15 protein-coding genes are annotated in these 14,444 nt (G+C 40.9%); 6 read left to right on the forward strand and 9 right to left on the reverse strand.

The features are described from left to right. Positions 1-55: 55 nt before the first annotated feature. The 4 genes from H5120_RS08305 to gmk form a co-directional block, all read right to left on the reverse strand. The gene (locus H5120_RS08305) at positions 56-448 is read right to left on the reverse strand and encodes a RidA family protein (RefSeq protein WP_002958826.1); all 393 of its coding nucleotides are present in this window, start codon (positions 446-448) and stop codon (positions 56-58) included. Between the two features lie 12 nt (positions 449-460). Next, positions 461-2,566: a bifunctional GTP diphosphokinase/guanosine-3',5'-bis pyrophosphate 3'-pyrophosphohydrolase gene (gene spoT, locus H5120_RS08310; RefSeq protein WP_002958827.1), complete on the reverse strand. Its 2,106-nt coding sequence runs from the start codon at positions 2,564-2,566 to the stop codon at positions 461-463. Between the two features lie 387 nt (positions 2,567-2,953). Next, complete coding sequence (gene rpoZ, locus H5120_RS08315; protein ID WP_002958829.1) at positions 2,954-3,229, reverse strand: DNA-directed RNA polymerase subunit omega; 276 nt, start codon at positions 3,227-3,229, stop codon at positions 2,954-2,956. 124 nt (positions 3,230-3,353) lie between these two features. Next, positions 3,354-3,974: a guanylate kinase gene (gene gmk, locus H5120_RS08320; RefSeq protein WP_024596677.1), complete on the reverse strand. Its 621-nt coding sequence runs from the start codon at positions 3,972-3,974 to the stop codon at positions 3,354-3,356. 239 nt (positions 3,975-4,213) lie between these two features. Here gmk and H5120_RS08325 point away from each other — a divergent pair, with 239 nt between their 5' ends. Further along, positions 4,214-5,689, forward strand: a complete 1,476-nt coding sequence (locus H5120_RS08325) for an NAD(P)H-hydrate dehydratase (protein ID WP_182674084.1) — start codon at positions 4,214-4,216, stop codon at positions 5,687-5,689. 22 nt (positions 5,690-5,711) lie between these two features. Here H5120_RS08325 and H5120_RS08330 read toward each other — a convergent pair whose 3' ends face one another. The 5 genes from H5120_RS08330 to H5120_RS08350 form a co-directional block, all read right to left on the reverse strand. Further along, positions 5,712-6,143, reverse strand: coding sequence for a VOC family protein (locus tag H5120_RS08330; RefSeq protein ID WP_182674085.1), 432 nt, complete (start codon positions 6,141-6,143; stop codon positions 5,712-5,714). Between the two features lie 200 nt (positions 6,144-6,343). After that, complete coding sequence (rnk, locus tag H5120_RS08335) at positions 6,344-6,757, reverse strand: nucleoside diphosphate kinase regulator (RefSeq protein ID WP_010555031.1); 414 nt, start codon at positions 6,755-6,757, stop codon at positions 6,344-6,346. 193 nt (positions 6,758-6,950) lie between these two features. Continuing rightward, positions 6,951-8,600: a chaperonin GroEL gene (groL, locus tag H5120_RS08340; protein WP_182674086.1), complete on the reverse strand. Its 1,650-nt coding sequence runs from the start codon at positions 8,598-8,600 to the stop codon at positions 6,951-6,953. Between the two features lie 48 nt (positions 8,601-8,648). Then, positions 8,649-8,936, reverse strand: a complete 288-nt coding sequence (locus H5120_RS08345) for a co-chaperone GroES (RefSeq protein ID WP_002958836.1) — start codon at positions 8,934-8,936, stop codon at positions 8,649-8,651. A 110-nt stretch (positions 8,937-9,046) separates the two neighbouring features. Further along, on the reverse strand, positions 9,047-9,523 hold the full coding sequence (locus H5120_RS08350) for an FxsA family protein (protein WP_182674087.1): 477 nt from the start codon (positions 9,521-9,523) through the stop codon (positions 9,047-9,049). Positions 9,524-9,701: 178 nt separating this feature from the next. On the opposite strand from H5120_RS08350, the gene cutA reads away from it, so the two are divergent. The 5 genes from cutA to accC all read left to right on the forward strand — a co-directional run bounded on the left by cutA (position 9,702) and on the right by accC (position 14,402). Then, the gene (gene cutA / locus H5120_RS08355) at positions 9,702-10,022 is read left to right on the forward strand and encodes a divalent-cation tolerance protein CutA (RefSeq protein WP_002958839.1); all 321 of its coding nucleotides are present in this window, start codon (positions 9,702-9,704) and stop codon (positions 10,020-10,022) included. Next, entirely contained in the window at positions 10,022-11,851 is a 1,830-nt protein-coding gene (locus tag H5120_RS08360) for a protein-disulfide reductase DsbD (protein ID WP_182674088.1), read from the forward strand. The genes cutA and H5120_RS08360 overlap by 1 nt, the downstream gene beginning before the upstream one ends. Positions 11,852-12,079: 228 nt before the next feature. Next, the gene (gene aroQ / locus H5120_RS08365) at positions 12,080-12,532 is read left to right on the forward strand and encodes a type II 3-dehydroquinate dehydratase (RefSeq protein ID WP_002958841.1); all 453 of its coding nucleotides are present in this window, start codon (positions 12,080-12,082) and stop codon (positions 12,530-12,532) included. A gap of 38 nt (positions 12,533-12,570) precedes the next feature. Then, a complete protein-coding gene (gene accB, locus H5120_RS08370) occupies positions 12,571-13,035 on the forward strand; it encodes an acetyl-CoA carboxylase biotin carboxyl carrier protein (protein ID WP_002958842.1) in 465 nt (154 codons plus the stop codon). Positions 13,036-13,061: 26 nt separating this feature from the next. Further along, positions 13,062-14,402 carry an acetyl-CoA carboxylase biotin carboxylase subunit gene (gene accC, locus H5120_RS08375; protein ID WP_002958843.1) on the forward strand — a complete coding sequence of 447 codons (1,341 nt, stop codon included), beginning with the start codon at positions 13,062-13,064 and terminating at the stop codon, positions 14,400-14,402. The last annotated feature ends 42 nt before the right edge of the window (positions 14,403-14,444 follow it).

Raw genomic sequence — 14,444 nt, forward strand, 5'->3', positions numbered from 1 at the left:
ACGAAGTGCTAAGAGGGAAAGAAAGGCTATAGAGAGGCTCTATAGCCTGTAATACTTAATTGGTAGAAGGAAGTTCCATTATTCCATCTATTTCAACTTGTGCACCTTTTGGAAGTGCACGAACACCTAATGCAGCTCTCGCTGGGTAAGGTTGCTTAAAGTATTGGCTCATAACTTCATTTACAGTCGCGAAGTTAGATAAATCAGTTAGGTAAATATTTATTTTCACTAAATCTTGAATTTGCCCGCCAGCTTCTTCACATACCGCAGTGATATTTTTAAATACCTGATGCGTTTGCTCACTAAAGTCTTCTGAAATCATTTCCATCGTTTCTGGCACTAATGGAATTTGACCAGATAAATAAACAGCGGTGCCTACTTTAACTGCTTGGCTGTAAGTGCCAATGGCAGCAGGTGCTTTGTCGGTAGAGATAAATGCTTTATTCATGTGTTTCCTATTTTACTTTTTACGATAGACTTTTTGTACATCAGGCATAACGCGAATGCGGCGCATAATGTTAGCAACGTGGATACGGTTTTTAACGGTAACCCCTAAATCTATCACGTATAAATTACTTTCTTTTTCATCGGTGGTAATTTCTACAATATTGGCTTGGGTTGTAGTAACAACATTGGTTAATTTAGCCAGAGCCCCTTGATGATTAATAATTTCAACTCTCAGAGCTGCAATATATTCTTTCTCTGGGTTATCGTCCCATTTTACAACTAAGTATTTAGAGCGCTCATTTTCCCAGCCACGGATGTTTTTACATTCTTGGCGGTGAACGGTCAGGCCCTTACCTTGGCTTACATGAGCTGTAATAGCATCGCCAGGTACAGGTCGGCAACACTTAGAGTAATTAACTAGCATGCCCTCAGTACCAATAATGGTCGCTTTGGCTTGGCTGGTAATATCAGTTAAGTCGTCACTGTCATTTTGTAATAGGCGTTTGGCAATTAACATGCTCATTAGGTTACCAGAGCCAATTTCTACAAGTAATTCAAGGAGCGTTGTTAGTTCGTGCTCCTCAAGTACTCTCGCTATATTTTCATCAGCAATGCTATCTAGTTTGTTTTCACCTAATGCTGAATCAAGTAAGCGGCGCCCTAAAAGCATAGCTTCTTCATGATGCTGGCTTCTAAGGTAGTTACGAACGCCCAAACGCGCTTTACCAGTAACAATAAAGTTCAGCCATGTTGCATTAGGGTGGGCACCTGAGCTTGTTATTATCTCTATAGTTTGCCCTGTATCTAAGGGCCTACTTAAAGGGTGCGGCTTGCGATTAACGCGCGCGCCTACGCAGGTGTTGCCTACATCTGTATGCACGGCATAAGCAAAATCGACTGCGGTAGCACCCATCGGTAGCTCAACAATACGCCCATCTGGTGTAAATACGTAAATTTCTTCTGGGAATAGCTCAGTTTTTACATTTTCAATAAATTCAAATGATGAACCCGCACTTTGCTGAAGCTCTAATAAGCTCTGCATCCACTGGCGAGCACGTTGCTGCGAAGTATTACCTGCACCATCACCTGCTTTTTTATACATCCAATGCGCCGCTACACCTTTGTCGGCCATATGATCCATATCGTGAGTACGAATTTGAATTTCAACAGGTATACCGTGAGGACCAACTAATGAAGTATGAAGCGATTGGTAACCATTCGTTTTTGGTACTGCAATATAATCTTTAAAGCGTGTTTCAATAGGTTTATAAAGACTATGAGCTACACCTAATACACGATAACACGTATCCATAGAGTCAACTGCAATTCTAAACGCGTAAATATCCATAACTTCGTTAAATAGCAGTTCTTTATTAAGCATTTTTTTATAAATACTATATAAATGTTTTTCACGGCCTGACACAGTTGCTTTAATGCCTGATTCTTCAAGACGTGCTTCTATTTCATGTTGGATATTAGTAATAACTTCTTTGCGATTACCGCGTGCTTTAGCAACTTCCGATTTAAGTGCGCGATGACGCATAGGATATAAAGCTTGAAAACCTAAGTCTTCAAGTTCATTTTTAATATCGTGAATACCTAAGCGGTTTGCAATTGGTGCGTAAATTTCTAGTGTTTCACGCGCTATTCTGCGGCGCTTATCTGGGCGCAATGCGCCTAAAGTACGCATATTGTGGGTTCTATCAGCAAGCTTGATTAAAATGACTCGAATATCCTGAGTCATTGCCATAATCATTTTGCGGTAGTTTTCAGCTTGGAATTCTTTTTTATCTTTAAAGCTAAGCTTATCGAGCTTACTCACACCTTCAACTAGCTCTGCAACAGTTTCGCCAAATATCTCGGCTAAATCTTGTTGACTAAAATCAGTATCTTCAATTACATCATGCATTAGCGCGGCCATGAGTGTTTCATGGTCAAGATGCATGCCTGCAAGAATTTGGGTTACTTCTACTGGGTGCGTTATGTAAGGTTCGCCACTCGAGCGAGTTTGTCCTTCATGGGCCTCTCGGGCTACCACGTAAGATTTTTGAACCAGCTCTACATCAGCAGCGGGCAAGTATTCTGAGATTTTCTTTTTAAGACCTTCAAAAAGATACATTCACACTCCAATGTTCTAGGGCCTGTTGACCTTTCAGGATTAAAATTTGTTCAATCTAGGGGCGATTTAATCGCGGCGCGAGGTTTTTAGCCTAGCGGGCTAAGCAAAAACCGAGCAACAAAGAGTAAAGCGCCCCTAGGCAGAACCCTTTAGGCAGCGCATGTTTTGCATTTATGCTGCGTTATCGCCTATTTATGGGGAATAACCACACTACATAGGCTCTGCCTTGCCTAAATACCAAACATACTACTGCAAATTTAACCTCGAAAGATAAACAGCCCTAGTGAAGCAAATTAGGTAAGCTACGAATATACGATGAAAAGAGAGGATTGCCAACGGCTATAGTAGAAATACTGCGCCGTTGGCTAAATCAGACCGGGAGGTCGATTATTGGTTGCCGCCAACAATAGCAGCAACAGCAGCTAATTCAGCTGCTTCTTGGTGTTGTTGTTCTTCACGGTCAATTAAGTCCATTGAAGAGCTATCAACTAAACCTAGTTCAATTTCACGTAAAGCAACTACCGTTGGCTTATCGTTTTCAGGGTCTACTAGTGGAGTTTTACCACCAACAGCAATTTGGCGGGCACGACGAGCCGCAACTAAAATTAAGTCAAAACGATTACCAACTGCATCTACTGCATCTTCAACTGTTACGCGGGCCATCACAGCACTCCAAAAATAATTTAAATCAAAGACGTAGTTTACTGCAAGCAGCCACTTTCGCCAATAGCCAGTGTTCAATTTTTATCAGTTTTACTTGTCTAAGCCTGATTTAAATAGACTTAAATTATTTAAGCAGGCTATTTAGTAAAACTTGATGGCGTTCTTCTTGCGCTTTTAGGGTTAAGCGCTGAGCCATTACAATCATTTCTATGTCGCCAAGCGCGCTCTCAAAGTCATCATTAACAATTACATAGTCGTATTCGTTATAATGTGATGTTTCAGATTGTGCTTTTGCCATACGAGAGGCAATAACCTCAGCCGAATCTTGGCCACGATTATTTAAGCGTTGCTCTAACTCTTCTTTTGAAGGAGGTAGTATAAAAATAGTTTTTACGCTTGGCATTATTTCGCGCACTTGTTGCGCGCCTTGCCAATCAATATCTAAAAACACATCAATACCCGCATCAAGTTGCGACTCAATAGCCTGCTTTGATGTGCCGTAGTAATTGTCAAATACTTGGGCCCATTCAAAAAAGTCATCTTTGGCAATAAGCGCTTTAAACTCATCTGTAGATGCAAAGTGATAATGCACACCATTTTCTTCGCCTGGGCGAGGGGCGCGAGTTGTATGTGATACAGATACTTTCATATCAGCGTGTTTTTTTAATAACGCATTGATTAAGCTTGATTTACCAGCACCTGAAGGGGCTGATAAAATAAATAAGTTACCGCGAGTTTGTGCCATGCTTTTCTCTACCTAAAAATAAACAGGCTTGGATTACAAGTAAACCAAGCCTTTAATTAACTGCATTGTACTTTAATTAGCTCACCTTGCTCAAGTTAGACGTGCTCAAGTGAGCCATGCCCAAATTGAAGTGGGAGTGTTAGACTTTAAATAAAATTGCAATTTAAAATTGCCAACAGAACTAGCCGCTAGATATAAGTATTTGATAAGGTGAACTATCACCTATTAAAGGAGCCTTTATGCTTAATAAAACCTTATTTACCGCACAACAAGTAAGAGATAATGAAGCTTTAGCGGCTAAAAATAGTCATTGCGATTTATTTACCCTAATGCAGCGGGCAGGAGAGGCTGTATATAAGCAATGGCAGTTATTTGATGCACAGCATACATTAGTCATTGTTGGTCATGGTAACAACGCTGGAGACGGTTACGTTGTAGCTAGGCTTATTATGCAATCAGGTAAAAAGGTAACGGTATGCGCTGCTGAACCTGATAAAGCATTAAACGGTGATGCTGCAAAAGCGCAGCATCTATGGATAGAAGCGGGTGGGGTGGTTTCTCATTTTACAAAAGATGCTCTTAATGAGTGCGATATCGTTATTGATGCGCTCCTTGGTACTGGGCTTAATAGCGCCGTGCGCGATAATTTTGCGAATATAATTAACGCGGTAAATAACAGTGATAAGCCCGTAATAAGCATTGATATACCATCAGGTATTGAAGCAAATACAGGCCAGCCTTTAGGATGCGCAGTACAAGCGACTTCAACCGTTACTTTTGTGGGTATAAAGCAAGGGCTCACAACGACTGCAGGTAAACAATATACTGGTAAGTTAGTATTTGATGATTTAGCAATTGGTGATGCGTTTACCTGTATAGCTCAATCATCAGGTACCTTAATAAATATTAATAGCTTTAAAGGAATAGCCACGCGGGCAATCAATAGTCATAAAGGCAGCCATGGCAAGCTTTTATGTGTTGGTGGTAATCAAGGTACTGCAGGTGCAATTAGGTTAAGTAGTGAAGCAGCTCTTAGAACGGGTGCTGGTATGGTAAGGGTGTATACACACGAAAGCTCAATAACACCTATTAGTATTGGCAGACCAGAACTTATGGTAAGCAGTAATAACTTACATCAAGCGCTAGAGTGGGCAAGCTGCGTTGTTATTGGCCCAGGGCTTGGGCAAGACGAGTGGGCACAACAAACATTCGATGAAGTAATGCAATATTGCCAAAACAATAAAATGCCATTGGTTATAGATGCAGACGCCCTTAATTTACTCGCTAAGCAAGCTTCATCGTATATGTTAGAGCAATGCGTACTTACGCCACATCCAGGCGAAGCTTCGCGTCTGCTAAGTGTTAGTACTAGCGACATAGAATCAGACCGTTTTAATTATGCCCGCCTTTGCGCCAAGCGCTATAACGCGACTTGTGTATTAAAAGGCGCTGGAACATTAATAGATAATGCCCAGCACACGTGGGTATGTGAAGATGGCAACCCAGCACTGGCAGTTGGCGGCAGTGGCGACGTACTCACTGGTATTATTGGGGCATTACTTGCTCAAGGTTTAACTATTGATGAAGCAGCACGCTATGGTGTAACACTGCACGCTAAAGCTGGTGATATCGCAAGTGAGCGAGACGGGCAAAGAGGAATGCTACCCAGTGATTTATTCCCAGTTGTAAGAGAGTTAGTTAATAAAGTGACGTGAGTTCAAGCGTCACTTTACATAACTAATTATTAAGCTGCAGTAAATCCCATTTTGTACCATATAGGTCTTCAAAAACCACTACGGTGCCATAGGGTTCTACTCTAGGCTCTTCGTTAAATGTAACGCCTTTAGAAAGCATTAAATTATAATCTCGCCAGAAATCATTAGTATGCAAAAATAAAAACACGCGACCACCCGTTTGATTACCAATAGCGCTAATTTGTTCGGGCGTTGTGGCTTTAGCAAGCAGTAGATTAGTCCTGCTCGAATTAGCTCTGTTTGAACAAGCCCCGTTTGAATTTGGAGGTGAAATTAATACCCAGCGTTTACCATCTCCTAAATCAGTATCCTCGACTAACTCAAAGTTGAGCTTTTGAGTATAAAACTCAATGGCATCGTCGTAGTCCTTAACAACTAATGCAATGCCGCTTATATGCTGTTGAACGTTAGTCATGTTTGGTTTACTCCGTACTATTAAATAAATGTACTTTTTATCATATTTAGTAAACGATCAAGTAAGGTATATGCTCGCAGTATGTGGCTTATTTATAGGTATAAATTAAACAGTAACAATCTGGTTTATAATAAAAAGCAAAACCCAGCCGAGGCTGGGCTTACTTTAAGTCGAGTTTTAGCGTTAAATGCATAAAATGTTTATCTGTGTAATTCACCAGCACGTTCTGGTTGATAGGTTACTTCTTTTATTTTTACCTTTATTAAGCCGCCACTCGGTTTAGGCCACTCAATTTCGTCGCCTTGGTTTAGTCCAAGTAATGCGCTACCAACGGGGGATAATATCGATATTTTATCGCCGCTAGAGTCACTGTTTTTTGGGTACACTAAGGTTAACGTAAATTCTTCTTTAGAAGACTCAACAATAAAGTTTACAGTTGAGTTCATTGTTACAACTGACGATGGCATATCTTTAGGTTCGACTATTGTCGCTCGTGCCAGTTCAGCTTCCAATTCTTCTTTATTAGCAAAGCTACCTGCAGGCAATGATTCCATTAAGTCATACAATCTATCTGCATCGAGTGATGAGATGATTAGTTCAGGTTTTTTATTCATCTTAATATCCTTAATAATTTTTAATAAATAAAATTAACTCTGAGTATGGCTTGGCATGCATTTAAGAAGCAAAGGGATACGCGAAGTCATTTTATTAATTAGCCACACCTGTGGCTTTTACTTTATTTGTGCCCAATAGCTAAAAACCCAGCCGAAGCTGGGTTTTTATTTGAGCTAGGTGTTTAGGGGATGATTACATCATGCCGCCCATACCACCCATTCCACCCATGCCGCCCATATCAGGTGCACCAGCAGATTCGTCTTTAGGGATTTCAGCTACCATTGCTTCAGTAGTGATCATTAGACCCGCAATAGACCCTGCAAACTGTAGCGCAGAGCGTGTTACTTTAGTTGGATCTAGGATACCCATTTCAATCATGTCGTTGTATTCGCCAGTTGCTGCGTTGTAACCGTAGTTACCATCGCCGCCTTTAACTGCGTTAATTACAACTGATGCTTCGTCGCCTGCGTTTGTTACGATTTGACGAAGTGGTGCTTCCATCGCACGAAGTGCAACTTTAATACCGTGGTTTTGATCTTCGTTGTCGCCAACTAAATCAGCTAGCTTGCTAGCAGCACGTACAAGTGCAACACCGCCGCCAGGTACTACGCCTTCTTCAACCGCTGCACGAGTTGCATTTAATGCATCTTCAACGCGGTCTTTTTTCTCTTTCATTTCGATTTCAGTAGCAGCACCTACTTTGATTACTGCAACACCGCCAGCTAGTTTAGCCATGCGCTCTTGAAGTTTTTCTTTATCGTAGTCAGATGTAGCTTCTTCAATTTGTGCTTTAATTTGAGAAACACGACCAGTAATACCTGCTTCTTCACCAGCACCATCAATGATAGTTGTATCATCTTTAGTGATAATTACGCGTTTAGCTGTACCTAGGTCTTCAACTGTTGCTTTTTCAAGCTCTAAGCCGATTTCTTCAGAAATAACAGTACCGCCAGTTAATACAGCGATATCTTGTAGCATTGCTTTACGACGATCGCCAAAGCCAGGTGCTTTAACAGCTGATACTTTAACAATACCGCGCATGTTATTAACTACTAATGTAGCTAGTGCTTCGCCTTCAAGGTCTTCTGCAATGATTAGTAGTGGTTTACTTGCTTTAGCAACCGCTTCTAATGTTGGTAATAATTCGCGGATGTTAGATATTTTTTTATCTACAAGTAGAATAAATGGGTTATCTAGTTCAACAGTGCCTTTTTCTGGGCTGTTGATAAAGTAAGGAGATAAGTAACCACGGTCAAACTGCATGCCTTCAACAACATCTAGTTCGTTTTCAAGTGATTGACCTTCTTCTACAGTAATAACACCGCTGTTGCGGCCTACTTTTTCCATTGCTTGAGCAATGATATTACCAATCTCTTGATCAGAGTTAGCTGAAATAGTACCTACTTGTGCAATTGCTTTAGTATCAGAACAAGGAACAGATAACGCTTTAAGCTCTGCAACAGCAGCAATAACTGCTTTGTCGATGCCGCGCTTAAGATCCATTGGATTCATGCCTGCTGCAACAGCTTTAAGGCCTTCATTAACAATAGACTGTGCAAGTACTGTAGCGGTAGTTGTACCATCGCCGGCTGCATCATTTGCTTTAGATGCAACTTCTTTAACCATTTGTGCGCCCATGTTTTCAAACTTGTCTTCAAGTTCGATTTCTTTTGCTACAGATACACCATCTTTAGTGATAACTGGAGAGCCAAATGATTTGTCTAGTACAACGTTACGGCCTTTAGGACCTAATGTAACTTTTACTGCGTTTGCCAGGATGTTTACGCCAGTTAGCATTTTAGCGCGTGCGTCACCTGCAAAAAGTACTTCTTTTGCTGCCATGTTTTAAATTCCTCTAAATTCTTAAATGTTTATAAACGAAAAGTAGGTTTAGCCTACAATGCCTAAAATATTATCTTCACGCATGATCAGGTACTCTTGACCTTCGATCTTTTCAACTTTTTCAACATATGAGCCAAATAACACAGTGTCACCGGCTTTAACTTCTAACGCTCTCACGTCACCGTTATCTAAAACGCGACCATTACCTACGGCTACAACTTCTCCGCGAGTTGATTTTTCAGCTGCAGAGCCAGTTAATACAATACCGCCAGCAGATTTTGTTTCTTCTTCTAGACGTTTAACGATTACGCGATCTTGTAAAGGACGAATGTTCATGTTTTTTAGTTCTCCTAACAGTTTCTGAACAGTACAGAAAAAAGCTTTTCTAATTTGCATTCATTAATGGGGGTAGAGTGTAAAATTCCAAGAGAAAAAATGATAAATTTTTAATCTTTTCGCTCATATTCGCCATCAATAGTCGTTGGTCGTTCCATTTGCCCTTGCTCTCGTTCAGCATGTTGCTGCCCAGCAAACGGCAATGGCCCTTGTTGCCTACCTGCGCTCATTCTAACAGTTGCTTGGCTAGCAAGGCCTGCGGCCAGTTTGTTACGAATTGCAGGCGTTAATAATAGTAACCCAAACACGTCGGTCATAATGCCAGGGGTAAGTAATAATACCCCTGCAATTACAACGCATATTCCGGTAAATAATTCTTTGGCTGGCATTTGCCCTTGCGCCATTTGCGCTTGTACGTTTTGCAGCGCACCCATACCTTGTGTTTTAACCATTTTGGCACCTAAAATCGCGGTAATAACAACAAGTGCAATTGTTGCAAATCCGCCAATCACATCGCTTACTTGAATCAGCAAAGCGATTTCGATAATAGGGATGATGATAAACAACACAAATAAAAATCTAAACATAGCGCTCTCTAAATAATGACACTCAAAAGAGTTGATGAAATATAAATGAGGGTGACTAGGTCTCTTTTCAAGGTTAGGGCATAGGTATAGTCATTTTACTGATATTTTAGCGTCTACACATTGTATCGGCTATCAGATACTATGAAGCTAGACACTGTCCAATAAGTATAGGTTCATAATGACTACGCATTTTAAAATGATTTTTACGACCTGCAAAGATGAAGCAGAAGCACGCAGCCTAGCAAGGGCGTTGGTAGAAAAAAAGCTAGCAGCTTGTGTAAATATTTTACCTAACATGGGCTCTATTTATATGTGGGAAGGCGAAGTTGCAGAAGCAACTGAAGCCAAACTACTTATAAAAACAAAAGCAGATAAAATGAACGATGTGTTTTTAACAATAAAAGAGCTACATAGCTACGAAGTGCCAGAGATTCAGGTTGTAGAAGTTTCAACTGGTAATTTGGCGTATTTTAATTGGATGGACGAGGTACTGAATTAATGCGTTTTTTCTTTTTATTGTTGGTTACATTATTAACCGTACCCGTAAAGGCTGCGACTAATAATGTGCTTGGTGATCTACTTGGGCCTCCTCAACAGACTTTTTTACCTGTAGACCAAGCGTTTATTTTTGATTTTGACCAACAAGGCAGTACCTTGTTTGTAGGTTGGGATATAGCGCCAGACTATTATTTATATAAAAAGAAAATAGAAATTATCGCCAAAGGTGCAAACATTCAAGTAGGCGACTCTGGCAGTGGCGAAATTATTGAAGATGAATTTTTTGGTAAAACAGAGGTTTTTTTTAACTCCGCGAGTGTTATTAGTAAGCTAAGTAATGTAACCGAAGGCGCCGTGGTTAAAGTTCGTTACCAAGGCTGTGCAAAAGCAGGGCTTTGCTATCCACCAGAAGTAATTAGCATCCCACTTAGTGTTATTAGTGGCGCACAGATTAAAAATGTAGATCAAAATAGCGCCACCGATGAAGCGGCAACTGCGCAAAGTACACTTGCAGCACTCAACGAGCCAACTACTGAACCTCCAACAAATTCGGATGATGCCGAAAAAGAGCTTACTTTTACTGAACAGTTAGCAAGTCAGGGCTTAATAACTAATTTACTCATATTTTTTGTTGTTGGTGTAGGCCTTGCTTTTACGCCCTGCGTATTCCCTATGTTTCCTATTTTGTCGAGCTTAATTGCGGGTCAGCAAAACCTTTCAACTAAAAAAGCGTTTGCGTTGTCGTTTGTATATATACAAGGTATGGCAGTTACCTATGCAGCGCTTGGTTTAGTTGTTGCGGCGCTTGGTGGGCAAGTTCAGGGGTATTTACAGCATCCATTTGTACTAGTTAGCTTTAGTTTACTATTTGTATTATTGGCTATGTCGATGTTTGGTTGGTACGAAATAAAACTGCCAAGCAGTATGATGAGCAAGCTAACTCAGGTAAGTAACAACCAAAAAGGCGGCAACTACGTTGGCGTATTTTTAATGGGCGTACTGTCGGGATTAATAGCATCACCGTGTACTACTGCGCCACTGTCGGCAGCGCTCTTATTTGTAGCGCAAAGTGGTGATTACTTAGTAGGTGGTTTAACGCTATACGTGCTTAGTTTAGGTATGGGGTTACCACTTTTATTACTTGGTACATCTGGTGGTAAATTACTGCCTAAAGCCGGTGGTTGGATGGAGCAAGTTAAAACTTTGTTTGGCTTTGTAATGCTTGTTGTGCCGCTTATATTACTTGAGCGACTAGTAAGCGCCGACATTATATTATTAATGGCTGGTGTGCTTGCATTAGCAACGGCACTTTACCTACATCACTGGCAAAGTAGCCAAACACAAAGCAAGTTAAAAACTGTATTATGGTTTGCTGCAACGCTATTAGTTATGACTGGTTTTACGTTAACTAAAAACTACTTTTGGCCAGTACAAGCTGCGCAAGTAAGCTCACAAAGTAATGAGTTTAAAAAGGTGGCGGATTTAGCTGAGCTAAAAGAAGCCGTAGCGCAAGCGAATAATGAAGGTCGAATGGTTATGGTCGACTTATATGCTGACTGGTGTGTGGCGTGTAAAGAGTTTGAGCATTACACGTTTCCAGATGCCAAAGTGCAAAGTGAATTTAGCCATTATCAGCTAATTCAAGTTGATTTAACTAACAGTGACAATAAAACAATTGAGTTAATGGAAGAGTACACCGTGTTTGGTTTACCTAGTATTTTGTTTTTTAACACCCAAGGTAAAGAGCTAACTACACAACGTGTAACCGGCTTTTTAAACGCAGAAGATTTTGCTAAACACCTTGCTACAGTGCGCGCCAGCGCACAATAATAGTGCAATAGAGCCACTTGGATATACCAAGTGGCTTACGACTCCCTCCTAGTTATTTGTTCCCAAAATAGAGATTGGACCAGTATTTTGCTGCTATTTACATCGAAATCACTATAATAGTTGGTTAACGTGAGAATTTGTTGCTACATTACTTTTTTCTGCTTACTTAAAAGCGAAAAACTACTTAGCAACCGCTTAACTCATTACTTATAGGATATATCGCGTATTATGGCTGCAAAATTTAACCTTTTAGTTATAAATGGTCCAAATTTGAACATGCTTGGCAAGCGTGAACCGGATAAATACGGTTTTCAAACGCTAAGTGAAATTATGAGCGAACTAACCAGTGCCGCTGATAGTCTAGATGTTGAGTTAGCACATTTTCAAAGTAATAGTGAGCAAGCCCTCATTGAGCGAATACACAGTGCTTGGCAAGCGGTTGATTACATAATAATTAACCCTGCTGCATTTACGCATACAAGCGTTGCATTACGTGATGCATTGCTAAGTGTTGATATTCCGTTTTTTGAAGTGCACTTAAGTAATGTGCACGCACGTGAAGCCTTTCGTCATCATTCGTATTTTTCTGATGTGGCACAAGGCGTGATATGTGGATTAGGTGCAATGGGTTACCACGCAGCATTAAATGCCGCTGTGAGCCGGTTGAAAAACTCGATTTAATTTTAAATTAACACACAAACAAATAGGCGGGTCGTGTAATGGATATTCGCAAGATAAAGAAGCTTATCGAATTAGTAGAAGAATCAGGTATTGCTGAGCTAGAAATCACTGAAGGTGAAGAATCAGTACGTATTAACCGTAACAACATGAGCGCAGGCCCTGGTTACCCGCAATTTGCTCCACAGCAATATGCACCGGCGCCAGCAGCCCCAGCTCCAGTTGCAGCAGCTCCTGTAGCAGTTGAAGCAGCAGCTCCAGCAGAACCTACTGGCCATCAAGTTAAATCACCAATGGTTGGATCTTTCTATGCAGCAGCGTCTCCTGAAGCTCCAGCGTATGTAGAAGTTGGTCAGCAAGTTAAAGTTGGCGATACGCTTTGTATTATCGAAGCTATGAAAATGATGAACCAAATTGAGTCAGATAAAGCCGGTACAGTAAGAGCTATCTTAGCTGAAAATGGCGAGCCAATAGAATTTGATCAACCTCTATTCATCATTGAATAATAGCGTAACCTAAAAGGCCAACTCTAATGTTAGATAAAGTAGTCATTGCAAACCGAGGTGAAATTGCACTTCGTATATTGCGCGCCTGCAAAGAGCTTGGGATCAAAACGGTTGCTGTGCATTCAACGGCGGATCGCGATCTTAAGCATGTATTGCTTGCAGATGAAACCATCTGTATTGGTAGACCATCAGCAACTGAAAGTTATTTAGATATCCCGCGCATTATTGCTGCGGCTGAAATAACTGACGCTGTAGCGATTCATCCAGGTTACGGTTTCCTTGCAGAAAACGCTGATTTTGCCGACCAAGTTGAGCAAAGTGGTTTTGTATTTATTGGTCCAAAAGGTGACACTATTCGCCTTATGGGTGATAAAGTTTCTGCTATTTCAGCAATGCGTAAAGCAGGCGTTCCATGTGTACCAGGGTCTGATGGTCCGGTATCAGATGATAAAGAACGTAACATGCAAATCGCTAAACGAATCGGTTACCCGGTAATCATCAAAGCCGCTGGTGGCGGTGGTGGTCGTGGTATGCGTGTTGTTCGTAGCGAATCTGAACTTATTGATTCAATTGCATTAACACAGCAAGAAGCTAAGCAGTTCTTTGGTAATAGCATGGTTTACATGGAGAAATTCCTTGAAAACCCACGCCATATCGAAGTTCAAGTATTAGCAGATGGCCAAGGTAATGCAGTACATTTAGGTGAACGTGATTGTTCTATGCAACGTCGTCACCAAAAAGTAGTTGAAGAAGCACCAGCTCCAGGTATTACTGCAGAAACACGTAAATTTATTGGTGAACGCTGTACACGTGCATGTATCGAAATCGGTTACCGCGGTGCAGGTACGTTTGAGTTTTTATACGAAAACGGCGAGTTTTACTTCATCGAAATGAATACACGTATTCAGGTTGAACACCCTGTAACTGAAATGGTTACTGGTATTGATTTAATCAAAGAGCAGTTAAAAATTGCTGCGGGTCAACCATTATCATTCACGCAAGACGACGTTGTTATTCGTGGTCATGCTATTGAGTGTCGTATTAATGCTGAAGACCCTGAAACGTTTATCCCTTCACCGGGTAAAATTACACGTTTCCATCCTGCTGGTGGCTTAGGTATTCGTTGGGACAGCCATATTTACGCTGACTATACGGTTCCACCACATTACGATTCAATGATTGGTAAGTTAATTACTTACGGTGAAAACCGTGACGTAGCTATTGCCCGCGCGCGCAATGCACTTAACGAGCTAGTAATTGACGGAATTAAAACTAATACTCCTTTGCATAAGAGAATTCTTGCAGATGAAAACTTCCAAAATGGTGGTACTAACATCCACTATCTTGAGAAGAAATTAGGATTGTAATTCTAGCCTGTAAAAAGGCGTTTTATCTTAGTTAATAACCCG

Origin of the sequence: Pseudoalteromonas sp. SR43-2, assembly GCF_014163885.1 — a bacterium.
Lineage (GTDB): Bacteria > Pseudomonadota > Gammaproteobacteria > Enterobacterales > Alteromonadaceae > Pseudoalteromonas > Pseudoalteromonas distincta.